The organism is Streptomyces pratensis (assembly GCF_016804005.1).
GTDB classification, from domain to species: domain Bacteria; phylum Actinomycetota; class Actinomycetes; order Streptomycetales; family Streptomycetaceae; genus Streptomyces; species Streptomyces pratensis_A.
Map to the genome: position 1 here is coordinate 1716213 of NZ_CP051486.1, position 24751 is coordinate 1740963.

The window sequence follows — 24751 nt, forward strand, 5'->3', positions numbered from 1 at the left end:
GGGGGTGCTGCTGCCCGGCGCGATCCCCTGGGAGCGGAGCTGCTGCCGCCCGGCGCGTGGCTCCGTGGCTGTGCGCCCGGCGCCGCCCCGCCATTGCGGTACGTCCAGTCGCCCGGCCCGGTGGATCCACGGCGTGGCGCGAGGGCCTGTATGTGGCCGGTGTCACATTTCCGGTTTTGTCGGAGATCTACAACGCAAGTGCTCCGTGAGCTGGCAGATGGGTTGCATGGGGCCTGGCTTCTGTCAGGTGCCACCAGGAAACGGGGCAGGAGACTGTCCGATGTCGACGGCAGGGTTTTCGCGGTCGGGTTCGTAGGGTCGACGTATGACCGTTGTGGACGAAATCGCGGGCGAGCCGAGCGACACGCGTGGCCGGGTGGCCGAACTGCTGGCGCTGCGCGAGCAGGCCCGGCGTGGACCGAGTGACCGGGCGACCGAGGCGCAGCACGCGAAGGGGAAGCTGACCGCGCGGGAGCGCATCGCGCTGCTGCTGGACGAGGGGTCGTTCAAGGAGGTCGAGCAGCTGCGGCGGCACCGGGCGACCGGTTTCGGCCTGGAGGCGAAGAAGCCGTACACCGACGGTGTGATCACCGGCTGGGGCACGGTGGAGGGCCGGACGGTCTTCGTCTACGCGCACGATTTCCGGATCTTCGGCGGGGCGCTGGGCGAGGCCCACGCCACGAAGATCCACAAGATCATGGACATGGCCATCTCGGCCGGTGCCCCGCTGGTGTCGCTGAACGACGGCGCCGGTGCGCGTATCCAGGAGGGTGTCTCCGCGCTCGCCGGGTACGGCGGGATCTTCCAGCGCAACACGCGTGCTTCCGGTGTCATCCCGCAGATCAGTGTGATGCTCGGCCCGTGCGCGGGCGGCGCGGCCTACAGCCCGGCGCTGACCGACTTCGTCTTCATGGTCCGTGAGACCTCGCAGATGTTCATCACCGGCCCGGACGTCGTCAAGGCGGTCACCGGTGAGGAGATCACGCAGAACGGGCTGGGCGGCGCGGACGTGCACGCCGAGACCTCGGGCGTCGCGCACTTCGCGTACGACGACGAGGAGACCTGCATCGCCGAGGTCCGCTACCTGATCGGGATGCTCCCGTCCAACAACCGCGAGAACCCGCCCGTCGTTCCGAGCGACGACCCCGCGGACCGGCGCGGTGAGGTCCTCCTCGACCTGGTCCCGGCCGACGGCAACCGCCCGTACGACATGCACAAGGTCATCGAGGAGCTCGTCGACGACGGCGACTTCCTGGAGGTCCACGAGCGCTGGGCGCGGAACATCGTGTGCGCGCTGGCCCGGCTCGACGGCCAGGTCGTGGGGATCGTGGCGAACCAGCCGCAGGCGCTGGCCGGTGTGCTGGACATCGAGGCGTCCGAGAAGGCCGCGCGATTCGTCCAGATGTGTGACGCCTTCAACATTCCCATCATCACTCTGCTGGACGTACCCGGCTTCCTGCCGGGCGTCGATCAGGAGCACGGTGGGATCATTCGGCACGGTGCGAAGCTGCTGTACGCGTACTGCAACGCCACGGTGCCGAGGATCTCGCTGATCCTGCGCAAGGCCTACGGCGGTGCCTACATCGTCATGGACAGCCAGTCCATCGGTGCCGACCTGACCTACGCGTGGCCCACCAACGAGATCGCGGTGATGGGCGCCGAGGGCGCCGCCAACGTCATCTTCCGCCGTCAGATCGCCGACGCCGAGGACCCCGAAGCCATGCGGGCACGCATGGTCAAGGAGTACAAGGCCGAGCTGATGCACCCCTACTACGCGGCGGAGCGCGGCCTGGTCGACGACGTCATCGACCCCGCCGAGACGCGCGAGGTGCTGATCTCCTCGCTCGCGATGCTCCGCAACAAGCACGCGGACCTGCCGTCCCGCAAGCACGGCAACCCCCCGCAGTAGTCGCAGCCGCACGGCGACCTCGGTCCCCGCATACGTTTCGCGACCACTTCCCAGAAGACGGAGACACCATGAGCGCCACTTCCGCCGATTCGGTCCTGCGCGTCGAGAAGGGCCTGGCCGGCCCCGAGGAGCTCGCCGCCATCACCGCGGTCCTGCTCGCCCGCGCCGCCGCCCAGCCCGACGCGCCCGCCCACCGGGGCCGCAGCACCGCCGGATGGCGCCGGCTGGAGCGCACCCCCGGCTTCCGCGCCCCGCACAGCTGGCAGGGCTGAGCCGAACGGCCTCAGCGGCCGCCGCAGGGTCCGACCGGGCCCCGTGGCGGCCGCTGAGGCCGTTCCGGGCCCATCCGGGCCCATGGCTCCAGCCCGCCGGGCCCCGTACGGACGAAGGCCCCGTACTCCTTCGCGGAGTACGGGGCCTTCGACGTGCGGCGGCGGGATCAGCGCAGGCGTGCCATCAGGGCGTGCTCGACCAGGGTGATCAGCGCACTCTTGGCGTCCGCGCGGTGGCGGGCGTCCGTCGTGAGGATCGGGGTGTCCGGGCCGATCTGGAGGGCTTCACGCACCTCGTCGGGTGTGTAGGGCTGGTGTCCGTCGAAGCCGTTGAGGGCGATGACGAAGGGGAGGCCGCTGTTCTCGAAGTAGTCGACTGCGGGGAAGCAGTCGGCGAGGCGGCGGGTGTCGACGAGGACGACGGCGCCGATGGCGCCGCGGACCAGGTCGTCCCACATGAACCAGAAGCGGTCCTGTCCGGGGGTGCCGAACAGGTAGAGGATCAGGTCCTGGTCCAGGGTGATGCGTCCGAAGTCCATGGCCACCGTGGTGGTGGTCTTGTCCCCGGTGTGGGTCAGGTCGTCGATGCCCGCGGACGCGGACGTCATCACGGCTTCGGTGCGCAGCGGATTGATCTCCGAAACGGCACCGACAAACGTGGTCTTACCCACGCCGAAGCCCCCTGCCACCACGATCTTCGCCGAGGTAGTGGAGCGGGCCGCTCCGCCGCTAGAGCTTGCGAAGTCCACTGAGCACCCTTTCGAGCAGTGTCACATCTGGTTGGCCGCCGGCGGCCTCGTCGCCGCCGGGCTGATGGATAGCGACGAGTCCGGCCTCGGCCAGGTCGGCGACGAGGATCCGGGCAACGCCGAGGGGGATCGAGAGGAGGGCCGACACCTCGGCCACCGACTTGATCTCGATGCAGAGCCGGCAGATCCGCTGGTGCTCGGGCAACTGCCCTTGCAGCCGGGAAGGATCGGCCGTGGTGCTGACCAGTGCCTCGATGGCGAGCTGGTACCGCGGCCGGGTCCGGCCGCCGGTCATGGCGTACGGACGGACCAACGGGTTGTGCGCCGCGGGCTTCGCGGGCGCGGGGGCCTGCCGCTGGACCGGCTGGATGCGCGAGGGCGGGGCCTCGTACCGCTGCTGCTCGTGCTGCGGCTGCTGGTAATGAGGCTGCTGCTGCGGCCACCCGGGACCGGGCTGCTGGGGCTGCTGTTGCCAGTCGCCCCCCTGCGAGCCCTGCTGCTGGTACGGCTGATAAGGCTGGTAATGCTCTTGCGTGCCTTGTCTGCCGGGCATGGAGGGGGCGTCGAAACGGTTGTCACCCTGCTCACCCGGAACCCGCTGACCGCCCTCGTACGGGTGTCCGCCTGTGGGTGCTGCCACGTTTCCTCCTCCGACTGCCTGTCGCCATCCCAGTGGTGCCGCGCCACCGCACCTTATGGCGCGGTGACGAGAAACGCACTGTCTGTCTATTAGTTAAGAAGACTTCCCTGGAGTTCGGCGCGGAGATCCGGGGTGAGAACACTTCCCGCACGGTCTACGAGAAGTGCCATTTCGTACCCAACCAGGCCGATATCGGCGTCCGGGTGGGCGAGGACGGCAAGTGAAGATCCGTCAGAGATGGACATGATGAAGAGGAATCCTCGCTCCATCTCCACAACGGTCTGATTCACGGCGCCGCCTTCGAAGATCCGGGAGGCGCCCGCGGTGAGCGACGTCAGACCGGAGGCGACGGCCGCCAGCTGATCGGCGCGGTCCCGTGGGAACCCTTCGGACATCGCCAGCAGGAGTCCGTCGGCGGAGACCACCACCGTGTGCGACACCCCAGGGGTGTTGTCCACGAAGTTGGTGATCAACCAGTTGAGATTCTGCGCCGCCTGGCTCATCGGGCTCACACTAACGCTCCTGGTTGTAGGTATTACTTGTGTCCGACCCCGCGGTACGTCCCCGCAGGACACCGCGACGCAGGTTGCTCAACCTGCCCCGGACGTCCTCGGGAGCGCGGGAAACCTGTGGGCCGCCCTGCTGGGTCTGCTCCGCCGTACCCTCGACCAGATTGGCCTTGGGCACGCGCCGGGGAAGTCCGGAAGGGGTAATTCCGCCGGCCTTGGGATCCCGGAGCTTCTCGGCCCGCTCCCAGCGCTCGTCGTTCGCCGATCGCCAGTCGTCGGGACCTTCTCCGTCGGCCTGCTGTGCCTGAGGCTGTTCCTGCTGCGGTCGCTGCCGCTGCTCCGGTGCGGCAGGCTGATCGTTTCCTCGGCCGGTGGGCTGCCAATGCTGCTGGCCGGCACCCCGGCGCGGAAGACCCGCATCGGTCAGATCGTGACCGGGATTCGGTGTGGGTCCCGGGCGGTCGAAGCCTACGCGCTCCTGAGGCTCCGCGGGAGCGCTCGGGGCAGATTCCGCTTCGGGCTGCGCCTGGGGCTCGAAGGCTCCCTGGTAGGAACTCTGATCCGCCCAGCCTCCCTGGTGGGAACGTCCGTCCTGCGGAGCGAACTGATCGGCGTACTGCTCCTGCCGACCGTCCTGGGCGGGATATGCGGGTTCCGCATAGCCGTTCTGCTGCGGATCCTGGTAGCCGTTCCCGGTGGCGTACGGGGCGTAGCCGCCCTCGTAACCGGGCTGCGCGTACTCCTGCTGCTCCTGGGCGTACTGCTGCCCGGGGGCGTACTGCTCCTGGCCGTACTGCTCCTGGCCGTACTGCTCCTGGGAGTAGTCCTGCGGTCCGGCGCCGTCCTGGAAGGGCGGACGCTCGCCGCCCGTCTGTGCCTCGAGCGCGGCCCGGCGCTCCTCGCGCATCAGCGAACGGTTGACCGGGTCCAGCTGCGGCGAGTCCGCCGCCGGGGTCTCGTAGCGCGAGTCGTCGAAGCCGAGCTCCGCCGCCGTACGCATCGGGGCGTGCTGCGGCGTCGGGTCGAACGCCTGCGGACTCTGCTGCTCGGGCATGATCGAGGAGACGGTGAAGTCGCCCTCCTGCGCCGACTCGCCACCGCCACCGTGGGTGATGGCGTCCGGGAGCATGACCAGCGACGTGGTCCCCGCCTGCTCGCCCGAGGGGCGGAGCTGGACGCGGATGCCGTGCCGGTCGGCCAGCCGGCCGACCACGAACAGGCCCATCCGCTGCGACACCGCGGCGTCCACGGTCGGCGGGTTGGCCAGCTTGTGGTTGATGTCCGCGAAGTCCTCGGCGGTGAGGCCGATGCCCTTGTCGTGGATCTCGACCATGACGCGGCCGTCGGGCAGCCGGGTCGCGGTGACCCGGACCTTGGTCTGCGGCGACGAGAAGGTGGTGGCGTTCTCCAACAGCTCGGCGAGCAGGTGCACGAGGTCGGTCACGGCCTGGCCGTGGATCTCGCTCTCGGGCACACCGGTGAGCTCGATGCGCTCGTAGGACTCCACCTCGGAGGAGGCGGCCCGCAGCACGTCGACCAGCGGCACCGGCTGGTTCCAGCGGCGGCCGGGCTCCTCGCCCGCGAGGACGAGGAGGTTCTCGCCGTTGCGGCGCATACGGGTGGCCAGGTGGTCCAGCTTGAAGAGGCTCTCCAGCTGGTCCGGGTCGGCCTCGTTGTTCTCCAGGTCGGTGATGAGGGTCAGCTGGCCCTCGATGAGCGACTGGTTGCGGCGCGACAGGTTGGTGAAGATCGCGTTGACGTTGCCCCGCAGCATGGCCTGCTCGGCGGCGAGCCGGACGGCCTCGCGGTGCACCTGGTCGAAGGCGCGTGCGACCTCGCCGATCTCGTCCTGGCTGGTGATCGGGATCGGCTGCACCCGGGTGTCCACCCGGCCGGGATCGGTCCGCGAAAGCTGGTCGACCAGCATCGGGAGGCGCTGCTCGGCGATACCGAAGGCGGCCGTACGCAGCTGGCGCATCGAGCGGCTCATCTGGCGGGCCATGAGACCGGCGATGATGAAGGCGGCCAGCAGCGAGATGATCACGATCGCGGCGTTGACGATCGCGTCGTTCCTGGCGTCGGTCGAGATCTCCGCCGCCTCGGTCACAGCCTTGTCGACGAGTTCGTTCTCGACCGTGGTGTAGCCGTCGAACTTCGCGGTGGCGGCGGCCATCCAGGTCTCGGGCGTGATGCCCTTGGCCTTCAGCTCGTCCGGCTGCTTGCCCTGACCGATCTGCTGGGCCATGCCGTCGAAGACCGAACCGTCGACGCTCGGCGGCGCCACGAAGGGCTTGTCGGCGGCCTTGGCCTGAGCCTCGGCGGCCTTCAGCTGCTTCGCTCCCTCGGCGGCCTTGCCGGCCATGACTTCCTTGAGCCTGGCGGCGTCGGCCTCCGTACCACCGGAGACGAACTCACCGAGGGCGATCTGCTCCAGGTAGTTGTACGAACTGAACGCGGTGACCTGGCCGTTGAACTTGCGCTGCTCCTGGCTGGGACGCACCAGGAGGTGCATGCCGATCGAGCGCTGGAGCGATGCGGCGGCCTTCGACAGCTCGATCGCGTACACGGTCCGGCCGTAGCTGGTGATGTTGCCGGTACCCAGGCCGAGCTCGTTGGAGAACTCCATCAACGAGTGCTGGACCTTGGTGTAGCCCTCTTCCGTCTTCACCGGGTCCATGGCCTCGGCGTAGGCGGCCTTGCGCAGCTCGGGCAGGAGCGGCTCTTCCGCCTCGAACAGCTTCAGGCGGCGGTGGAGGCCCGCCTTGTCCGGCATGCTCTGAACGGCGGTGTCGAACTTCTGCGCGGCGGCGTCCGTGGTGGCGCGCACCTTCTCCACCTCGGCGGCGGTGCGCTTGTTGGACAGAAGGGGCTGAGCGGTGAGGTCACGCTCGTTCAGCAGTGCCTGTCCGTACTCCGCGGCAGCGCGGACGACCAGAGCCGTCTTCTCGGCGTCCTGGGCCTCGTTCCAGGTGTCGACCGACCCCTTCACCTGGAAGCCGCCCATGACCAGACCGACCAGCGCCGGGATCAGGAGAATCGCGTTCAGCCGGGTGGGCACCCGCCAGTTCCGCGGTGTCAGCTTGCTGCTGCTGCCACCGGCTGGTTCCGCCTCGGACGACGTGTCCGCAGGCGGGGACACCGCAGCGCGCGGCGGCGGCGTGAAGTTGCCCCGCTCCGGCTGCGCCGCGGAGCCCTCGTTGCTTCGCCTCACTCGACCAACAACCTCTCGGCGTCGGCACCTACGTTGTGCCGGATTATCGTTCAGGGGCCGTACTACTGGGTAGTTCGAGGCATTGCAGCACGCGGACCGGTCGCGTTCCAAACAGTCGGAATATGCGATTCCGGCTGTGGGCGCCCTCCGATAAAACGGGCATAAAGAGCGAGCCCCGTCAAAAGGCGAGGCTCGTATGAGCGCAGCGGTACCGGTCGTGCGCGTCGGGTATCGGCGGAGCTCCAATTCACTGTCGAAATGTTATGAACACGGGGGCGGAGCGTGTCAAAGGACACAGCCCGCCCCCGTGTGACTACAGCAACTTCCGTAGATCACTACCGAATTACGGCTACTTCAGCCGTGCCATCAGGGCGTGCTCGACCAGGGTGATCAAGCCGCTCTTCGCGTCCGCGCGGTGGCGGGCGTCCGTGGTGATGATCGGAGCGTCGGGGCCGATCTGGAGGGCCTCGCGTACTTCCTCGGGTGTGTAGGGCTGGTGTCCGTCGAAGCCGTTGAGGGCGATGACGAAGGGGAGGCCGCTGTTCTCGAAGTAGTCGACTGCGGGGAAGCAGTCGGCGAGGCGGCGGGTGTCGACGAGGACGACGGCGCCGATGGCGCCGCGGACCAGGTCGTCCCACATGAACCAGAAGCGGTCCTGTCCGGGGGTGCCGAACAGGTAGAGGATCAGGTCCTGGTCCAGGGTGATGCGTCCGAAGTCCATGGCCACCGTGGTGGTGGTCTTGTCCCCGGTGTGGGTCAGGTCGTCGATGCCCGCGGACGCGGACGTCATCACGGCTTCGGTGCGCAGCGGATTGATCTCCGAAACGGCACCGACAAACGTGGTCTTACCCACGCCGAAGCCCCCTGCCACCACGATCTTCGCCGAGGTGGTGGAGCGGGCCGTACCGCCGCTAGAGCTTGCGAAGTCCACTGAGCACCCTTTCGAGCAGTGTCACATCCGGCGCGCCGCCGGCCTCTCCGTTGCCCGGCTGGTGGATGGCCACCATGCCGGCTTCCGCCAGGTCCGCCACGAGGATCCGAGCCACGCCCAGGGGCATGGACAGCAGGGCCGAGACCTCGGCCACCGACTTGACCTCGCGGCAGAGGTGGCAGATCCGCTGGTGCTCGGGGAGCAGCGTCCCGAGGTGTGCGGGGTCCGCTGTGGTGCTGACCAGCGCCTCTATCGCGAGCTGATAGCGCGGCCGGGTCCGGCCGCCGGTCATGGCGTACGGACGGACCAGCGGCTGGTCGCCTTCACCGTCGTACGACGCGTGGTGCAGTGCGCCGTACGGATCAGGTGAGGCGGGTGGCGGGGTCATAAATCCTCCGGGCGTGACAGCAGGGTGTCGGCTTGCCGTCTGAAGGTGGCCGGTGGGGGGCTGTGTCGGCCGGACGGGTGAGGGTTTTGAGTAGTACCTGGGGGGATCATGTCGGATCTCTGCCGCACGGCTGTCTAGTGGAGCAGACTGCCTTGTAGTTCGGCACGGAGGTCAGGGGTGAGGACGGTCCCCGCGCGGTCCACGAGGAGTGCCATCTCGTACCCGACCAGACCGATGTCCGCGTCCGGATGCGCGAGGACGGCGAGTGAGGACCCGTCCGAGATGGACATGAGGAAGAGGAAACCTCTCTCCATCTCCACGACCGTCTGGCTCACGGCGCCGCCTTCGAAGATCCGGGAGGCGCCCGCGGTGAGCGACGTCAGACCGGAGGCGACGGCCGCCAGCTGATCGGCGCGGTCGCGCGGGAAACCTTCGGACATCGCCAGCAGCAGGCCATCCGCGGAGACCACAACCGTGTGGGACACCCCTGGGGTGTTGTCCACGAAGTTTGTGATCAGCCAGTTCAGATTCTGCGCGGCCTGACTCATGGGGCTCAACTAACGCTCCTGCTGGTGAGTGGGGCCGAGTTGGAAACTGCCGGTAGACGGGCCGTTGTTGGCCTGTCGTCCCTGCTGGATGCCCCGGCGGAGATTGGTCAGACGGCCGCGTACGTCATCGGGCGCACGCGAAACCTGAGGTCCGGACTGATGATTCTGCTGCTGAGCAGTGCCCGGTACCAAATTGGCACGTGGGACACGGCGGGGCAGTCCGGAGGTGGTGATCCCGCCCGCGGCGGGCTTCTTGACCCGCTCGGCCTGTCGGACGAGCTCGTCGTTGGGTGAAGCGCGCCACGAACTGGTGACGCCGGTGTCGGCCGCACCACGCCGCGGCATGGCCGGAGGCGGGGTGCCGGCGGGCTGGGGTGCGGCCGGTGCCTGCGGCTCCGCGGCGGGCGGCTGCTGGCCGCCCTGCTGCGGTCCGTGGAACCAGTTCGTCTCCAGTGTGTCGTACAGCGGCGTGCGCCCGTCGCCCGGACCGGCCGGCGGCAGCATCTCGTGCTGCTGCGGCAGGGCCGGTCGGTGCGGCAGCTCACCCGCGGACGGGGCCGGCGGGCGCGGCGCGCCGAACCCGGCGTTGTCGTCGCGGTGAGGTGCGGGCGCCTGCGGGTGCTGCGGGGCCTGGGCGCCGAAGCCCTGGTCCTGCGGCATCGGGGCGTTGAAGTCGGGGCGGGCGAACTGCGCGGTGCTCGCCGGGTCATGGGCCTGCGGTGCCTGGGGCGCCTGCGGGGCCGAGAAGTCCGGGCGGGCGAACTCCGCAGTGGCACCGGGGCCCTGACGGTCGTTCATCGGCGGACGCTGGTTCGGCGGGGTGAACGGCTGGTTCGGGGCAGAGGTGCCCGGCCGGGCGAACCTGCCCGTGTCGTGCTCCTCGTGGCCACGCGGCGAGTCCGGCTGCGTACGCCGGGGCGCACCCTGCTCCTCGACGCCCCAGCTGGTGCTCTGCGGCCGCTGCGGGTTGCCACCGGGCAGCTCGGCCCGCGGTCCGCCGGAGGGCGGAAGCTGGCGGCCGGGGCCGCCGGGCTGCTGCGGGCCGCCCTGGCCGAGCTCGGCCTGCTGCGGAGCCTGCCGCGAGGGCGGGCCGCTCTGCTGGCCGGAGTGGCCGAAGAGGTTGGGCCGGCCCGAGTCCGTACCGGCCGGGGGGTCCTGCGGGGGGCGTGCTCCAGGACGGGCACCACCGGCGAAGGCACCGGCGAGGCCACCGCCCTGACGCGGGGCATCGGAACGGCCCTGACCGGGCAGGCCGGGGCTCTGCGGGCCGTTGCCCTGCTGGGGCTGACGCGGTCCGCCGTCGCGTGAGGGCAGCGCGGCCCGGGGACCCGAACCTGCACCGACCTGCCCGCGCGGAGCGGACGCTCCGAGCCCGTTGGCGGGAGCCGAGGCGGGGCCGCCGAGACCAGGACGCTGGCCACCCGCGGGAGCGCCTCCGCCGGCGAGGAGTCCGCCCGGGGCTCCGCCGCCCTGCTGGCCCGGCTTCGGCGGCTGCTTGCCGCCGTGCGCGACCTCCATGGGGAGCATGACCAGCGCGGTCGTGCCGCCGGAGTCGGAGGGCCGCAGCTGGATGCGGATGCCGTGACGCAAGGACAGCCGGCCGACCACGAACAGACCCATGCGGCGGGACACCGAGACGTCCACGGTGGGCGGTGAGGCGAGCCGCTCGTTGATCGCGGCCAGGTCCTCGGGGGAGAGGCCGATACCCGTGTCGTGGATCTCGACGAGCACACGGCCGTCGGGCAGCGCGTGACCGGTGACCCGGACCTTCGTCTGCGGCGAGGAGAACGACGTGGCGTTCTCGAGCAGCTCGGCGAGGAGGTGCACGAGGTCGTTGACGACGCGGCCGGCGACCTCGGTGGCGGGCACCGCGGCCAGTTCGATGCGCTCGTACTGCTCCACCTCGGAGGCGGCGGCACGGAGCACGTCGACCAGCGGCACGGGCCGGGTCCACCGGCGGCCCGGCTCCTCACCCGCGAGGACGAGGAGGTTCTCGCCGTTACGGCGCATTCGGGTCGCGAGGTGGTCGAGCTTGAAGAGTGAGGACAGCTGGTCCGGGTCGGCCTCGCGCGACTCGAGCTCGGAGATGAGCGAGAGCTGGCGCTGGATGAGGCCCTGGCTGCGGCGCGAGAGGTTGGTGAACATCGCGTTGACGTTGCCTCGCAGCAGCGCCTGCTCGGCGGCCAGACGGACGGCCTCGCGGTGCACGTCGTCGAAGGCCGTGGCCACCTGGCCGATCTCGTCACGGGAGTGGATGCCGACCGACTCGACGGAGGTGTCGACGTCCTGCGGGTCCGTCTCCGAGAGCTGCTTGACGAGCTCGGGCAGCCGGTCCTGGGCGACCCGGGTCGCGGTGTCCTGCAGCCGTCGCAGCGACCGGATCATGGACCGCGCCACGACGAAGGCGCCGACCAGCGACACCCCGAGGACGATGAGGATGATCGCACCGTTGAGGATCGCGTCTCGCTGCGACTCCTCACGCAGCTCGCGTGCCTTGCTCTCCATCTCACCGAGGAGGGTCGCCTCGATGGTGTTCATGGCATTGATCTTGTTGGAGCTCTGGTCGTACCAGTCCAGGTGCGTGCGCGTCTTGCCGCCGCTGCCCTCCATGCCCAGGGGGCTGTCGAGCACCTTCTTCGCGTAGATGTCGGCGGCGGTGATCTCGGGATTACCGCTCTCCAGCGGTGCCAGCAGCTCGGCGGAGCTCTTGCCCGTGGACTCGTAGGTCGTCTCGAACGTCTTGAGGGTCGAGCTCGCCTTGCTGAGCGCGTTGCGCCCGAACGCCTGGTCGTTGTCGTTCAGGTGCGTCTTGTCGCTGCTCGCGCCCGGCAGTGCAGCGGCGATGATCGCGCGCTCCACGGAGGCGTACTCCTTGGAGGACGAGAAGGCCGCCAGCGCACGCGTGCGCTTGATCATCTCCGGGTTGCTGGTGGCCTGCGCCATGTCCTGCGAAAGGCTCAGCAGCGACGTGATCAGCTGGCTGTACTGGTCGACCGTGTTGAGGCTCGGGCTGCCGGCGGCGTACGCGTCCTTGCGGATGCTGGTGATGTTGCCCAGCTGCGTCCCGATCTGGCTGACGCTCGCGTGGATGCTGTCCAGCGCGGCGTCGCCGGGGGTGTTGCCGATCTCGTCCGTGGCCTCGAAGAAGGCGGCCTTGGCGCGGTCGGTGCGCTCGCGGGGCTGGGTGACCTTGTAGTCGGTGGCCTTCACGCCGTTGGACAGCGGGCCGGCGGCCCTGTCGCGCTCCTCCTGGAGCGCGTTGGCGAGCGCGGTCGCCTTCCGGGTCATCTGGGTGAGCAGCTGCATGTGCTCCAGCTGGTCCATGTCGTTCATGGACTCGTTGATGCGCAGCCCGCCCAGGGTGGTCGCCGCCACCACGGGGAGAGCGAGCAGGGAGACCAGACGCGTGCTGATTCGCCAGTTGCGCAGGGCAAGGCGTGAGCCGGCGGAGGAGGGGCCGGACGGCTTGACGGGCGCCGGGGCCTCCGCGCTGCCCGTGCTCGTCGTCCCGGCGCGGTCACCGCCGTCGCCGGCCGCACCGGGATTCTGGGCGTGCTGGGGCGAGGAACCGCGGTCGTTCCCACCGCGCGGTTCCTGCTCGGCCGGGGTGTCCCCTCGGCCCTGGCGGGGCTGGGGCGACCCCATGCCATCCCTCTTGATACGTCCCTGCACTAGCGTCGCAACCTCTGGACCAGGCGCCCCTCCGCGCATGGCGCGGCAGGGCGGTGTCGGCGTCGTGGGGCGCTGGACGCGCCCCATGGTGGTCGTGAGTGACCGGCGTACTTCCCCCTCCCGCCGCCACTCGGCGCTGCGTTGCGCCCCTGCGCGCTGGGCCTGAAACCCGCGGCGGTGCGTGGAATTCCAGCACAGTGGAGGATCTCCAACAAGGCCCGCGTACCGGGCTGTGACCTGGATGACACGGTGTGATGGATGGGTAACAAGGTGTGGAGCGTGTTCACGGTCAAACCGGGCAATTAAGGGTGCACTCGCCGGGGGCGACGGGTGTCCCAGACGCCATGATCGGGAGCGGAATGGCAGATTCAGAGACGGATTGTCTGTTTTGATCTCCATGATCAAGTGTCCGTAATGGGCGCCTTGTCGGCAAGTTCGTGAGGAAACTCACATGATGATCGCCGTCTCATCCCGGCCAGTGTGGGGGATCGGATGTTTAGCCTGGCGCTTTACAGGGATAGCGAATCCGACAACCGGCGCGCCTCCTCCCGGCAGCGCCCCAGCGACAAGGGTCCACACGGCAGATGAAGACGACGATGACGTTCCGCAACATTGCCAACCCCCGGCGCACGACGCTGGCGCACCTCGAGGACGCCCGAGCGCTGCAGACGCCGGAGCAGCGGGAGCACGCCGTCGACCTGCCCACCCAGACGGCCAACCCGCGCCGCACCATCCTCATGGAAGCCCCGGTCGCGACTGTCAGCCGGTAGCGCTCCCCGGCCGTGATGCGCGCGGCTGTCCCCCTCGCCCGCGTTAGCCTGGAGCGTCAGTCTTCAGCCAGCCAGCAAGTGAGGGGCGACAGCATCCCGTGCGCATCGCCAGGTTCTCCATCGACGGCAATGTCGCCTTCGGAGCGGTCGAGGGCGACAGCCCCGACAGCCTCGTCCTCGACATCATCAAGGGCATCCCGTACACCGACTTCGAGCTCTCCGGGACCAAGGTCCCGCTGAAGAAGGTCCGGCTGCTGCCGCCCGTGCTCCCCAACAAGGTCGTGGCCATCGGCCGCAACTACGCGGAACACGCCGCCGAGATGGGCAACGAGGTCCCCGATGTGCCCGTCGCCTTCTTCAAGCCGACCACCTCGGTGATCGGCGCGGGCGACTCCATCGAGTACCCCTCCTTCTCCGAGGAGCTCCACCACGAGGCCGAGCTGGCCGTGGTGATCGGCCGCATGTGCCGCGAGGTTCCGCGTGAGCGCGTCAAGGACGTCATCTTCGGCTACACCTGTGCCAACGACGTCACCGCACGCGACGTCCAGCGGCGCGAGAGCCAGTGGGCCAGGGCGAAGGGCTTCGACACCTCCTGCCCGCTCGGCCCCTGGGTGGAGACCGACGTGGACCCCGGCAACCTGGCGATCCAGGCCACGGTCAACGGCCAGCAGCGTCAGCTCGGCCGCACGAGCGACATGGTCCGTTCGGTCGAGGACCTGATCGTCCACATCACGGAAGCCATGACACTGCTCCCGGGCGACGTGATCCTCACCGGGACACCCGCAGGGGTAGGGCCCCTGCACGTCGGCGACGAGGTCGCCGTCACCATCGAAGGCATCGGCACTCTCACCAACAAGGTGATCAAGCGTGGCTAACCCCCCTGTCCGTGTACGTTTCTGTCCCTCCCCGACCGGCAACCCCCACGTGGGCCTGGTCCGGACGGCCCTCTTCAACTGGGCCTTCGCCCGGCACCACCAGGGCACCCTGGTCTTCCGCATCGAGGACACCGACGCTGCGCGCGACTCCGAGGAGTCCTACCAGCAGCTGCTCGACTCGATGCGCTGGCTCGGCCTCGACTGGGACGAGGGCCCCGAGGTCGGCGGCCCGCACGAGCCGTACCGCCAGTCGCAGCGGATGGACCTCTACAAGGACGTCGCCGCCAAGCTCCTGGACGCCGGGCACGCGTACCACTGCTACTGCACCACCGAGGAGCTCGACGCCCGCCGCGACGCCGCACGCGCGGCCGGCAAGCCCTCGGGCTACGACGGCCACTGCCGCGACCTGAGCGACGAGCAGAAGGCCGCGTACGAGGCCGAGGGCCGCACCTCGATCGTCCGCTTCCGGATGCCCGACGAGGCGATCACCTTCACCGACCTGGTCCGCGGGGACATCACGGTCCAGCCGGAGAACGTCCCGGACTACGGCATCGTCCGTGCCAACGGGGCTCCCCTCTACACGCTCGTCAACCCGGTCGACGACGCCCTGATGGAGATCACCCACGTCCTGCGCGGCGAGGACCTGCTCTCGTCCACCCCGCGCCAGATCGCCCTCTACCGGGCGCTCATCGAGCTGGGCGTCGCCAAGGACACCCCGGCCTTCGGTCACCTCCCGTACGTCATGGGGGAGGGCAACAAGAAGCTGTCCAAGCGCGACCCGCAGGCCTCGCTCAACCTCTACCGCGAGCGGGGCTTCCTGCCCGAGGGGCTGCTCAACTACCTCTCGCTGCTGGGCTGGTCGATCGCCGAGGACCGCGACATCTTCGGCCGCGACGAGCTGGTGGCGGCGTTCGACATCGCCGACGTCAACGCCAACCCGGCGCGCTTCGACCTGAAGAAGGCCGAGCACATCAACGCCGAGCACCTGCGCATGCTCGACGTGGAGACGTTCACCGAGGCCTGCGGACCCTGGCTGAAGGCACCCTTCGCCCCCTGGGCGCCGGAGGCCTTCGACGCGGAGCAGTTCGCCGAGATCGCCCCGCACGCCCAGACGCGTGTGACGGTCCTCTCGGACATCACCGCCAACGTCGACTTCCTCTTCCTGGACGAGCCCGTCCACGACGAGGCGTCCTGGGCGAAGGCCATGAAGGAGGGCTCCGACGCCCTGCTCGTCACGGCCCGCGCCGAGCTGACCGCCGCCGAGTGGAACGCCGAGGCGCTCAAGACGGCCGTCCTCACCGCCGGTGAGAAGCACGGTCTCAAGCTCGGCAAGGCGCAGGCCCCGGTCCGCGTCGCCGTCACCGGCCGCACGGTCGGTCTGCCGCTCTTCGAGTCCCTGGAGATCCTGGGCCGCGAGAAGACGATCGCGCGCATCGACGCGGCGCTGGCGAAACTCGCCGCGTAGCATTCCGTTCTCGCGCAGGCCGGAGGCCGGGATTCCCTTGGGGAAGTCCCGGCTTCCGGCCTTTCAGGGCACCTTCGGCGCCTCGTGCAGGCCGACCTGCTGCTCGGGGATGGTGCCTGCTGCTCCCGCACGTTTCCCGTCGCCGAACATCAGGCTGGAGGACTGCGCGGTGCGCCGGTCCGAGACCACGATGCCACCGCGCCATTTGCCGCCGGCGTCCTGGTATCGGAACTGGAGCTTCTTCAGGCGCTCACCGAACTGCTCCCGCAGCGGTGCGTAGGCATCGTCACAGTGCACGTTCCACATGAGGTCGTTCAGGTAGGCGTGGCAGGCGATCGGAAACAGCAGGGACGACACCACCAGATCCGCGACCTGCAACAGGGTGTGCGTATCGCTGTGACCGAAGACGGGGGACTCGATGATCCCTCGGAGGCCGTCCCCGCCCGTGCGGTACTTGCGTGTGGTCACGCAGTGCACGTTGGGTGCGTTCTTCACCTTGGTGCGGCTGTCGAGAACCATCATTCCGCGTGAATGCTCGTGTGCCAGTTGAGCTTGGAACGTCTCGGTCAACGAGCCCACTGAGGTCGGGTAGACACCGGACTCGTTGAAGGCGAGCCCTTCCTCCTTGATCCAGACGCGGGCCAGAAGTCGCGCGTCGTGGCGTTCCAGTATGTCGAGCAGGGACGAGAGGAGATCCATCGCGGCCCGGTGCCAGTTGTGGTTGCCGGCCCGCAGGTTCTTACGGACGTCGGAGCCCTTGATCTCGTGCTGGATCAGCTCGGACAGATGCATGACGTGCCGCAACTGAGGCCGATAGTGCTTTTTTACGTTGAGGAAGTCCCAGGTCAGGTCCTTGACCTGGGAGCGGGGCACGGTGAATCCGCCGATGACAAGGACTGGCGGTGCATCCGGCTTGGCCGGATCGAGCGTCTGCCCGTTACCGGCCTCGTCGATGTAGCAGAGATGCACCGAACCCCCTGAAACACATCTGTGGCCGCCCCCGAAGGGGCGGCCACAGGGTCTGCGCAGCCATATGCGCGATGTTTTGTTTGCTGCTTTCGATGCTGCCAGCAGCCGGAGCGCAGGGTCAAGCTCATCGTCGCTCCGGGTTGACCGGGTTCAACCCTTTGGAGTGAAAGGGGCAGTTGCCGAGTCGGGCCAGACGAGGCACCCGATGTTTCCTGGGTGTATGGGGGTGGGGACCGGACGTCAGACGCGGGCAGCTACAGCAGTTGATCGAGATGGGGGAGCGGGGGAACGTGACCATCCTGGCCATCCCCTTCGAACGGGCGGACCTTCCTGTGTCAGGTCAGCCCATTGCCTACGCAACCGGACGTGATACTCGCGGCAACCCGGGGCGGCTTGTCCGCCCTGCTTGCGTCGATCAAGTCGGGCGGTAGCGCAGGAGTGTAGCCCGAGCCAAGTGGCTTCCGGTGTCAGCAGGCGGAAGTAAGCTCGCAGAGTGATTACCGGTGAAGTGAAGAGCAAGGTGGGGCGTGTCTGGGACGCGTTCTGGTCGGGTGGCATCTCCAATCCATTGGAGGTGATGGAGCAGATCACGTACCTGCTCTTCATCAAGCGTTTGGACGAGCTTCAGACGGTCAAGGATCGCCGCGCGAACGCCACGGGCACGCCTGACCCTGACCCATTCTTCAACGTGGATCAGCAGGACCTGCGCTGGCAGAACTTCAAGGTCCGAGACCCCGAGATCATGTACGGGCTGGTCGCCGAAGGCGTCTTCCCTTACCTCCGGCACATGGGCGGAGACGATTCGACGTACTCGCACCACATGAAGGACGCCCGCTTCACCATCCCGAACGCGAACCTGCTCGCGAAGGTTGTCGACCTCCTCGATGACCTCGGCATGGACAAGAGCGACACCAAAGGCGACATCTACGAGTACCTGCTCGCGAAGATCGCCTCGGCCGGCCAGAACGGCCAGTTCCGCACGCCCCGGCACATCATCGACCTGATGGTCGAGATGACCCAGCCCGGCCCCGGCGACGAGGTCTGTGACCCGGCCTGTGGCACAGCGGGTTTCCTGGTGCAGACATCGTCGTACGTCAAGCGCACCCACAAGGAAGCCCTTCTCGGCGCGGAACAGCGCAAGCATTTCAACGAGTCGATGTTCCACGGCTTCGACTTCGATTCCACGATGCTTCGCATCGGTTCCATGAACATGCTGCTCCATGGTGTGGAGAACCCGGACATCCGCTGGCGTGACTCCCTCGCAGAGTCCGCTGCCGGCGAGGCCGAGAAGTACTCCCTGATCCTCGCCAACCCTCCCTTCGCGGGCAGCCTCGACTACGAGTCGACGGCGAAGGACCTTCAATCGATCGTTAAGACCAGGAAGACAGAACTACTCTTTCTGGCTCTCTTCCTGCGCCTCCTCAAGCCCGGTGGTCGCGCAGCCGTGATCGTCCCCGACGGCGTCCTCTTCGGTTCCACGAAGGCGCACAAAGAGCTCCGTCGCATCCTGGTCGAGGAGCAGCAGCTTCAGGCTGTGATCAAGCTCCCGGGCGGCGTCTTCAAGCCTTACGCCGGTGTCTCGACGGCCATCCTTTTCTTCACCCGCACCGACACCGGTGGCACGGATGAGGTCTGGTTCTACGACGTCAGGGCCGACGGCCTCTCCCTGGACGACAAGCGAAACGAACTGCTCCCGGAAGACCGTCTCGGCGTCCGCCCGACGCCTGCGGACAAGCCTTTGAGCCAGGAGGAGCACGAGAAGAACAACCTTCCGGACGTCCTGAACCGCTGGTTCGACCGGGGAGCCTCAGAACGCGACCGAGCGAGGACAGAGCAGAGCTTCTGTGTCCCGAAGGCGGAAATTGTGGCCAGGGGCTACGACCTCTCCCTGAACCGGTACAAGGAAGTTGTGCACGAGGAAATCGTGACCCGACCGCCCCACGAAATTCTGGCCGACCTGAAACTCCTCGAAGCTGAAATCTCCAAAGGGTCAGAGGAACTTAAGGGGATGCTGGCGTGAATCGTTGGAATATGATTCCTCTTCATGCACTTGGTCAAGTGGTGACCGGCTCAACACCAAAGACATCTGAAGCTGATTTTTACGGAGGTTCCATTCCGTTTGTTACGCCTGGAGATCTCCATGGATTCGTTCCCATCGAAAAAACCGAACGCTACTTGACTCAAGCGGGAGCCAGTAAGGCGCGCCTGCTGCCCGAAGGTTCCGTAATGGTAAGTTGCATCGGGCTGCTCGGTAAGGTCGGTGTTGCAGGGCGGGCAGTTGCGACTAATCAGCAGATAAATTCTGTCATTTTCGGAGAGTCGATCTTTCCGCGTTATGGGTTCTATGCATGTCGCACCCTTGCTCCTGAGCTGGAGAGGCATTCCACTTCGACAACGCTGCCGATTGTGAATAAGTCGAGGTTTGCGGATCTGGAAATTCCTGTCCCCCCTCTTGCCGAGCAGAAGCGCATCGCCGCAACCCTCGACCAGGTGGACATCCTGCGCGCCAAGCGTCGCGAGACCATCTCACTCCTCGACAACCTCACGCAGTCCATCTTCCTCGATATGTTCGGTGACGGTGAATGGCCGGTTGCGCCATTGAGTCGCGTTGTTCGTGATGGAACCGTCGTTACGTACGGGATCGTCCAAGCGGGAGAAGAATTCCCTGGAGGGGTTCCTTACATCCGCACCGGAGATATCAAGCGGGGGCAAATCCTGACCGCAGGGCTCCGGCGAACCGACCCTGTCATCGCGTCGAAATTTGATCGATCCCGTGTTCTTGCTGGTGACATCGTGATGAGTATCCGTGCCACCGTCGGGACCGTTGCGCCCGTGCCGCCAGATTTGGATGGGGCGAATCTCACCCAGGGGACGGCTCGAATTTCGCCAGGCGCTCTGACGCAGGGAATTTACCTACTCGAATACTTGCGATCCAGTAAGGCGCAGTTCTGGATTCAGAATCAAGTCAAGGGTGCCACGTTTCGAGAAATCACCCTGGCTAAATTGAGAGAACTCGAAGTGCCGCTGCCGCCCATGGCGCTTCAGAACATTTTCGCAGAGCGTATGCAGGTCGTCCTCGGGCTGCGAAATGCTCATTCAGCCCACCTTGCCGCCCTCGACGAGCTCTTCGAATCCGTCCAACAGCGTGCCTTCGCCGGGCGCCTCTGGGATCATGAAGTCACGTAGCCAGTAGCGCCGCACTCGAATCACCACGCCGACCGCGCCCGGTCTTGGAAGGCCCGGGGTGCGGTCGGCGCTGCCGTATACGTAGCTCACGGCCGCGTACCGCGACCGGAACAGGGGAGAGGGGCGCCACAGCGATGGTCAGTAACCAAGGGAACGACGGCATCGGCGGCAGCAACGGTGAGGCGAGTCCGCCCAAGCCGGGACCGCGCCCCACTCCGGGCCCTCCGAGGGCACGTCGGTCGCCAGAGGAGTCCGCCGCCCGACACATCGCCGGCCCCGCAGGGAACTTCGCGTTCCTCAAGGCTGAGTGGCCGGCCCTCTACGAAGAAGCCAGCCGCGCAGAACGCCTCACCTACGCCGACCCACGGGCCGCCTGCTTCTACGCCCGTCGGGCGATCGAACTGGCCGTGCACTGGATGTACGACAAGGACACCTCGCTCAGGGTCCCGTACAAGAGGGACCTCAACGCGATGCTCCACGAGCCGTCGTTCCGTACGCTCGTCGGGCCGGCCGTGCACGCGAAGATGGACATCATCCGCCGCCAAGGCAACCACGCGGTCCACAAGCAGGCTCCCGTAACCCCGCAGGCCGCCGTCTCGAGCCTGCGTGAGCTGTTCCACTCGCTCTACTGGTTCGCCCGTACCTACACGGGCCAGGCCCACGACCTCCCCACCGCGGGCATGGAGTTCGACTCCACCGCCATCCCGCGCCCGCTCTCTCCCGAGGCCCGTCTCAAGAAGCAGGCGGAGCTGCGCAAGCAGGCGGAGGAGGACCAGAAGCGCTACCAGCAGCAGGCGGACGAGCTCGGCAAGGCCCGCGCCGCGAGCGAAGCCCTCGCCGCCCAGCTCGCCGAACTCCAGGCGCAGGTCGCCGCTGCCAAGGCAGCGAACCAGAAGGTCCAGGACACCCACGACTACGACGAGGCAGCCACTCGCGACACGTTCATAGACCTCCTCCTCAAGGAGGCCGGCTGGGACCGGGCGCCCACCGGGAACGACCCGGCGGGCAAGTTCACCGTCGAGCGCCCGGTGACCGGCATGCAGACGACCTCGGGCAACGGCTACGTCGACTACGTCCTGTGGGGCGCGGACGGCAAGCCCCTCGCCGTCGTCGAGGCCAAGCGCACCCGCCGCGACCCCCGCGACGGCCAGCAGCAGGCCAAGCTGTACGCGGACGCCCTCACGGCCGAGTTCAACCGCCGCCCGGTGATCTTCTACACCAACGGCTACGAGACCTACCTCTGGGACGACGGCCTGGGCTACCCGCCCCGTCGGGTTCAGGGCTTCCTCACCCACGACCAGCTCCACTGGCATGTGCGGCAGCGCGCGGGCCGTCTCTCCCTGACGACCACCCCGGTGAACGAGAAGATTGCCGGGCGCCCGTACCAGCTGCGCGCCATCAAGCGCGTCGGCGAGACGTACGAGCGCGACTGCCAGCGCCAGGCCCTCCTCGTCATGGCGACCGGTACCGGCAAGACCCGTACCACCGTGGCCCTCGTCGACCAGCTGAAGAAGGCCGGCTGGGCCCAGCGTGTGCTGTTCCTCGCCGACCGCGAGGCCCTGGTCATCCAGACGATGAAGGCTTTCAAGGAGCATCTCCCGAACACACCCGTCGCCAGTCTCCTGGACGACAAGTCCGCATCGGCACACGTCTTCGTCTCCACCTACCAGACGATGATGAACCAGATCGACGTGACGGACAGTGCGGGTCGCCGACGCTTCGGTCCCGGCTACTTCGACCTCATCGTCATCGACGAGGCCCACCGTTCCGTCTATGCGAAGTACGGCGCGATCTTCCGCTACTTCGACTCGCTCCTCCTCGGCCTGACCGCCACACCGAAGGACGAGATCGACCGCAACACGTACAAGCTGTTCCAGTTGGAGGACGGCGTCCCCACCGACTCGTACGGCCTGGACGAGGCGGTGGGCGAGGGGTATCTCGTGCCGCCGAACGCCGTGAAAGTGCCCTTGAAGTTCATGGAGCACGGCATTCGCTATGACGACCTCTCCGAGGAGGAGAAGGCCGAATGGGATGCCAAGGAGTGGTCCGAGGACGGCGAGAAGCCGGACGCTGTCAGCCGCCATGAGATGAACAGAGTTCTGTTCAACGAGGACACCGTCGACAAGATGCTGGAAGTCCTGGTCACGCAGGGCCACCGGGTCGAGGGCGGCGACCGCATCGGCAAGACGATCGTCTTCGCGAGGAACAACGAGCACGCCCGGTTCATCGAAGCCCGGTACAACGCCAACTACCCCAAGGGTGCTGGCCACCAGGCGCGTGTGATCACTTACAAGGAGAGCTACCGCCAGTCCCTCATCGAGGACTTCTCCGCAGCGCGCAAGGAGCCCGACATCGCGATCTCCGTCGACATGCTGGATACCGGCATCGACGTGCCGGAGGTCGTAAACCTGGTCTTCGCCAAGCCCGTCTTCTCCAAGACCAAGTTCTGGCAGATGATCGGCCGCGGTACCCGTCTGCGTCCAGCCCTCTTCGGGCCGGACGAGAAGGACCCCGACCACGCCAAGCAGAACTTCCGGGTCTTCGACTTCTGCGGAAACATCGACTTCTTCAACAGCGATCTCGCCGGCGTCGAAGCCCGTCAGGCGCCCGCCCTGAGTGAGCGCCTGCTCGGGTTGCAGCTCGATCTGCTGCGCAGCCTCGACCGCCGACAGCAGCCGGACCCGGCGCGCGACGGCGGCCCCGATGCCATTGCGTCCGAGCCGTCTGTCCGGTGGGCCCTGGCCCACCGCCTCCACGCCACCGTTGCCGGGATGAACCTGGACAACTTCCTGGTACGGCCGCACCGCCGTGAGATCGAGACGTTCTCCGACTTCCGGACCTGGCACCGCATCGACGAAGACGCCGAACACGCGGTCCGCGAGAAGCTGCTCGGCCTGCCCAGTGACCACGAACCGGACGCCGACGAGACCCGCGAGGAGGCCAAGCGCTTCGACCTGATCGCGTTCCGGTTGCAGCTCGCGGCGCTGGACGGTGGCAAGGAGTACGCCAAGCTGCGCCAGAAGGTCCGTGACATCGCGGAGGACCTGCTCGGGAAGACGAATATTCCGGCGGTCGCCGAACAGCTGGAGCTGCTGGAGGCGGCGGCGAGCGAGGAGTGGTGGCAGGACGTCACTCTGCCGATGCTGGAAGACCTGCGCAGAAGGTTGCGAGGGCTGACCAAGCTGGTTGACGCCAAGGCCAAGCGGAAGATCGTCTACACCGACTTCGAGGACGAGTTCGGCGAGATCTCCGAGGCGGAGATAAAGGACATGCCTACAGGCACGGACGAGCACAGGTTCCGCCAGAAGGCCCGTGCCTACCTGCTGCGTCACGAGGACCAACCGGCCGTCCGCAAGCTGCGTCACAACGAGCAGATCACAGACGTCGACCTGGCCGGGCTCGAAGAGATCTTCCTCGCCGAAGCGGTGGCCTCGCCGGAAGATCTGGATGATGTGCGCGCCACGGGTGGGCTCGGTCTGTTCGTCCGTACCCTGTGCGGACTCGACCGGCAGGCGGCTCAGAGGGCACTCGAGGGCTTCATCGTGGGCAAACAGCTGAGTGCCACCCAGCTGGACTTCATCACGCTGATCGTCGACGTCGTCACCAAGCGTGGCGTGCTCGACCTCGGGGACCTGTACGAAGTCGGCAGCCCCTTCCATGAATGCGCGCCTGGCGGACCGGATGATCTGTTCTCCCCTGAGCAGATCGATGACCTGAAGATCATCTTCATCGGCCTGCAAAGCACAGCGAAGCCCACCATGCTCGCCGCGTAGCGTTCCTCTTCACACGACGGGGTGGCCGCCCGAGCCGGGGCGTGCCACCCCGTCGGCATGCGGGGGATCTGCCGGTAATCTGGCCGGCATGCCGATCCGAGCGGTTCTCTGGGACATCGACGACACGATCTTCGACTACTCCGGGGCGGACCGCACCGGCATGCGCAAGCACCTGGAGCAGGACGGCTTTCCCGAGGGATACGCCAACCTGGAGCAGGCCCTCGACGCGTGGAAGGCCATCACGGACGTCCAGTGGGCGCGTTTCGCCGCCGGGGAGCTCGACTTCCAGGGGCAGCGCCGCGAGCGCGTGTGCGCGTTCCTCGGGCGGCGGCTGAGCGAGGCCGAGGCCGACGACTGGTTCGGCCGGCACGCCGTCCACTACGAGGCCGCGTGGGCGCTCTTCCCGGACACCGTGCCGGTCCTGGACCGGCTGGCAGCAAGCTTCCGCCACGCAGTCCTGTCCAACTCCAGCATCCACAACCAGGACCGCAAACTGCGTGCCCTGGGAGTGCGGGACCGCTTCGAGGCGGTGGTGTGCGCCGTCGAGCTGGGCATCTCCAAGCCGGACGCGGGTGCCTTCCACGCCGCCTGCGAGGTCATGGAGCTCGACCCGCACGAGGTGGCGTACGTGGGGAACGAACCCGACATCGACGCGGGCGGCGCGGTGGCCGCCGGGCTGACGGGGATCTGGCTGGACCGCGAAGGGCGGGGCGGGCGGCCCGAGCTTCTGCGGATCACGGGTCTGCACGAGCTTCCCGGGCTGCTGGCGGGCGATACCCGTTTTGGAGCGCCGGACACCTTCAGGTAATGTTCTTCCTGCGCCGCCCGAGCGGGCCGAAAGATCCGGCCGGGAAGCGCAGACAGAAACAGACCCTCAGGGGTTG

At 67.6% G+C, this 24751-nt stretch carries 19 protein-coding genes; 10 read left to right on the forward strand and 9 right to left on the reverse strand.

The window, feature by feature from the left end:
- Window positions 1–325 precede the first annotated feature (325 nt).
- A complete protein-coding gene (locus HED23_RS07650) occupies window positions 326–1909 on the forward strand; it encodes an acyl-CoA carboxylase subunit beta (protein ID WP_203182658.1) in 1584 nt (527 codons plus the stop codon).
- Window positions 1910–1977: 68 nt separating this feature from the next.
- On the forward strand, window positions 1978–2181 hold the full coding sequence (locus HED23_RS07655; RefSeq protein WP_203182659.1) for an acyl-CoA carboxylase subunit epsilon: 204 nt from the start codon (window positions 1978–1980) through the stop codon (window positions 2179–2181).
- Window positions 2182–2348: 167 nt separating this feature from the next.
- On the opposite strand, the gene HED23_RS07660 is transcribed toward HED23_RS07655, so the two are convergent.
- The 8 genes from HED23_RS07660 to HED23_RS07695 all read right to left on the reverse strand — a co-directional run bounded on the left by HED23_RS07660 (window position 2349) and on the right by HED23_RS07695 (window position 12802).
- Entirely contained in the window at window positions 2349–2930 is a 582-nt protein-coding gene (locus HED23_RS07660; RefSeq protein WP_014048542.1) for a GTP-binding protein, read from the reverse strand.
- Complete coding sequence (locus HED23_RS07665) at window positions 2911–3570, reverse strand: DUF742 domain-containing protein (RefSeq protein ID WP_203182660.1); 660 nt, start codon at window positions 3568–3570, stop codon at window positions 2911–2913. The genes HED23_RS07660 and HED23_RS07665 overlap by 20 nt, the downstream gene beginning before the upstream one ends.
- 89 nt (window positions 3571–3659) lie before the next feature.
- Complete coding sequence (locus HED23_RS07670; RefSeq protein WP_006127847.1) at window positions 3660–4073, reverse strand: roadblock/LC7 domain-containing protein; 414 nt, start codon at window positions 4071–4073, stop codon at window positions 3660–3662.
- Window positions 4074–4083: 10 nt separating this feature from the next.
- The gene (locus tag HED23_RS07675) at window positions 4084–7290 is read right to left on the reverse strand and encodes a nitrate- and nitrite sensing domain-containing protein (RefSeq protein WP_203182661.1); all 3207 of its coding nucleotides are present in this window, start codon (window positions 7288–7290) and stop codon (window positions 4084–4086) included.
- Between the two features lie 349 nt (window positions 7291–7639).
- Window positions 7640–8221 (reverse strand): GTP-binding protein, encoded by a 582-nt coding sequence (locus HED23_RS07680; RefSeq protein WP_203182662.1) that lies wholly within the window; start codon window positions 8219–8221, stop codon window positions 7640–7642.
- The gene (locus HED23_RS07685) at window positions 8202–8609 is read right to left on the reverse strand and encodes a DUF742 domain-containing protein (protein ID WP_003966010.1); all 408 of its coding nucleotides are present in this window, start codon (window positions 8607–8609) and stop codon (window positions 8202–8204) included. The genes HED23_RS07680 and HED23_RS07685 overlap by 20 nt, the downstream gene beginning before the upstream one ends.
- A 134-nt stretch (window positions 8610–8743) precedes the next feature.
- Window positions 8744–9157 carry a roadblock/LC7 domain-containing protein gene (locus tag HED23_RS07690; RefSeq protein ID WP_006127850.1) on the reverse strand — a complete coding sequence of 138 codons (414 nt, stop codon included), beginning with the start codon at window positions 9155–9157 and terminating at the stop codon, window positions 8744–8746.
- Between the two features lie 9 nt (window positions 9158–9166).
- Window positions 9167–12802 (reverse strand): nitrate- and nitrite sensing domain-containing protein, encoded by a 3636-nt coding sequence (locus HED23_RS07695; protein WP_203182663.1) that lies wholly within the window; start codon window positions 12800–12802, stop codon window positions 9167–9169.
- A 611-nt stretch (window positions 12803–13413) separates the two neighbouring features.
- Between HED23_RS07695 and HED23_RS07700 the strand changes: the two genes are divergently transcribed.
- The 3 genes from HED23_RS07700 to gltX all read left to right on the forward strand — a co-directional run bounded on the left by HED23_RS07700 (window position 13414) and on the right by gltX (window position 15939).
- Window positions 13414–13599: a hypothetical protein gene (locus HED23_RS07700; protein WP_203182664.1), complete on the forward strand. Its 186-nt coding sequence runs from the start codon at window positions 13414–13416 to the stop codon at window positions 13597–13599.
- Between the two features lie 98 nt (window positions 13600–13697).
- On the forward strand, window positions 13698–14474 hold the full coding sequence (locus tag HED23_RS07705) for a fumarylacetoacetate hydrolase family protein (RefSeq protein WP_203182665.1): 777 nt from the start codon (window positions 13698–13700) through the stop codon (window positions 14472–14474).
- Window positions 14467–15939 (forward strand): glutamate--tRNA ligase, encoded by a 1473-nt coding sequence (gltX, locus tag HED23_RS07710; protein WP_203182666.1) that lies wholly within the window; start codon window positions 14467–14469, stop codon window positions 15937–15939. The genes HED23_RS07705 and gltX overlap by 8 nt, the downstream gene beginning before the upstream one ends.
- Before the next feature lie 63 nt (window positions 15940–16002).
- On the opposite strand, the gene HED23_RS07715 is transcribed toward gltX, so the two are convergent.
- A complete protein-coding gene (locus tag HED23_RS07715; RefSeq protein WP_203182667.1) occupies window positions 16003–16908 on the reverse strand; it encodes a DUF3800 domain-containing protein in 906 nt (301 codons plus the stop codon).
- A gap of 176 nt (window positions 16909–17084) precedes the next feature.
- On the opposite strand from HED23_RS07715, the gene HED23_RS35655 reads away from it, so the two are divergent.
- The 5 genes from HED23_RS35655 (at window position 17085) to HED23_RS07735 (ending at window position 24675) form a co-directional block, all read left to right on the forward strand.
- Window positions 17085–17339, forward strand: a complete 255-nt coding sequence (locus HED23_RS35655) for a Scr1 family TA system antitoxin-like transcriptional regulator (protein ID WP_274383001.1) — start codon at window positions 17085–17087, stop codon at window positions 17337–17339.
- A gap of 62 nt (window positions 17340–17401) precedes the next feature.
- Window positions 17402–18928, forward strand: coding sequence for a type I restriction-modification system subunit M (locus tag HED23_RS07720; protein WP_203182668.1), 1527 nt, complete (start codon window positions 17402–17404; stop codon window positions 18926–18928).
- Window positions 18925–20094: a restriction endonuclease subunit S gene (locus HED23_RS07725; protein ID WP_203182669.1), complete on the forward strand. Its 1170-nt coding sequence runs from the start codon at window positions 18925–18927 to the stop codon at window positions 20092–20094. Before HED23_RS07720 ends, HED23_RS07725 begins: the two co-directional genes overlap by 4 nt.
- Before the next feature lie 134 nt (window positions 20095–20228).
- Window positions 20229–23867 (forward strand): DEAD/DEAH box helicase family protein, encoded by a 3639-nt coding sequence (locus tag HED23_RS07730; RefSeq protein ID WP_203182670.1) that lies wholly within the window; start codon window positions 20229–20231, stop codon window positions 23865–23867.
- A gap of 88 nt (window positions 23868–23955) precedes the next feature.
- Window positions 23956–24675: an HAD family hydrolase gene (locus HED23_RS07735; protein WP_203182671.1), complete on the forward strand. Its 720-nt coding sequence runs from the start codon at window positions 23956–23958 to the stop codon at window positions 24673–24675.
- Window positions 24676–24751: the final 76 nt, after the last annotated feature.

Bases quoted from the DNA above. Each gene is read 5' to 3' on its own strand.
- HED23_RS07655 (WP_203182659.1), top strand. From the start codon at position 1,978: ATGAGCGCCACTTCCGCCGATTCGGTCCTGCGCGTCGAGAAGGGCCTG.
- HED23_RS07670 (WP_006127847.1), bottom strand. From the start codon at position 4,073: ATGAGCCAGGCGGCGCAGAATCTCAACTGGTTGATCACCAACTTCGTG.
- HED23_RS07730 (WP_203182670.1), top strand. From the start codon at position 20,229: ATGGTCAGTAACCAAGGGAACGACGGCATCGGCGGCAGCAACGGTGAG.
- HED23_RS07695 (WP_203182663.1), bottom strand. From the start codon at position 12,802: ATGGGGTCGCCCCAGCCCCGCCAGGGCCGAGGGGACACCCCGGCCGAG.
- HED23_RS07700 (WP_203182664.1), top strand. From the start codon at position 13,414: ATGAAGACGACGATGACGTTCCGCAACATTGCCAACCCCCGGCGCACG.
- HED23_RS07690 (WP_006127850.1), bottom strand. From the start codon at position 9,157: ATGAGTCAGGCCGCGCAGAATCTGAACTGGCTGATCACAAACTTCGTG.
- HED23_RS07685 (WP_003966010.1), bottom strand. From the start codon at position 8,609: ATGACCCCGCCACCCGCCTCACCTGATCCGTACGGCGCACTGCACCAC.
- HED23_RS07650 (WP_203182658.1), top strand. From the start codon at position 326: ATGACCGTTGTGGACGAAATCGCGGGCGAGCCGAGCGACACGCGTGGC.
- HED23_RS07735 (WP_203182671.1), top strand. From the start codon at position 23,956: ATGCCGATCCGAGCGGTTCTCTGGGACATCGACGACACGATCTTCGAC.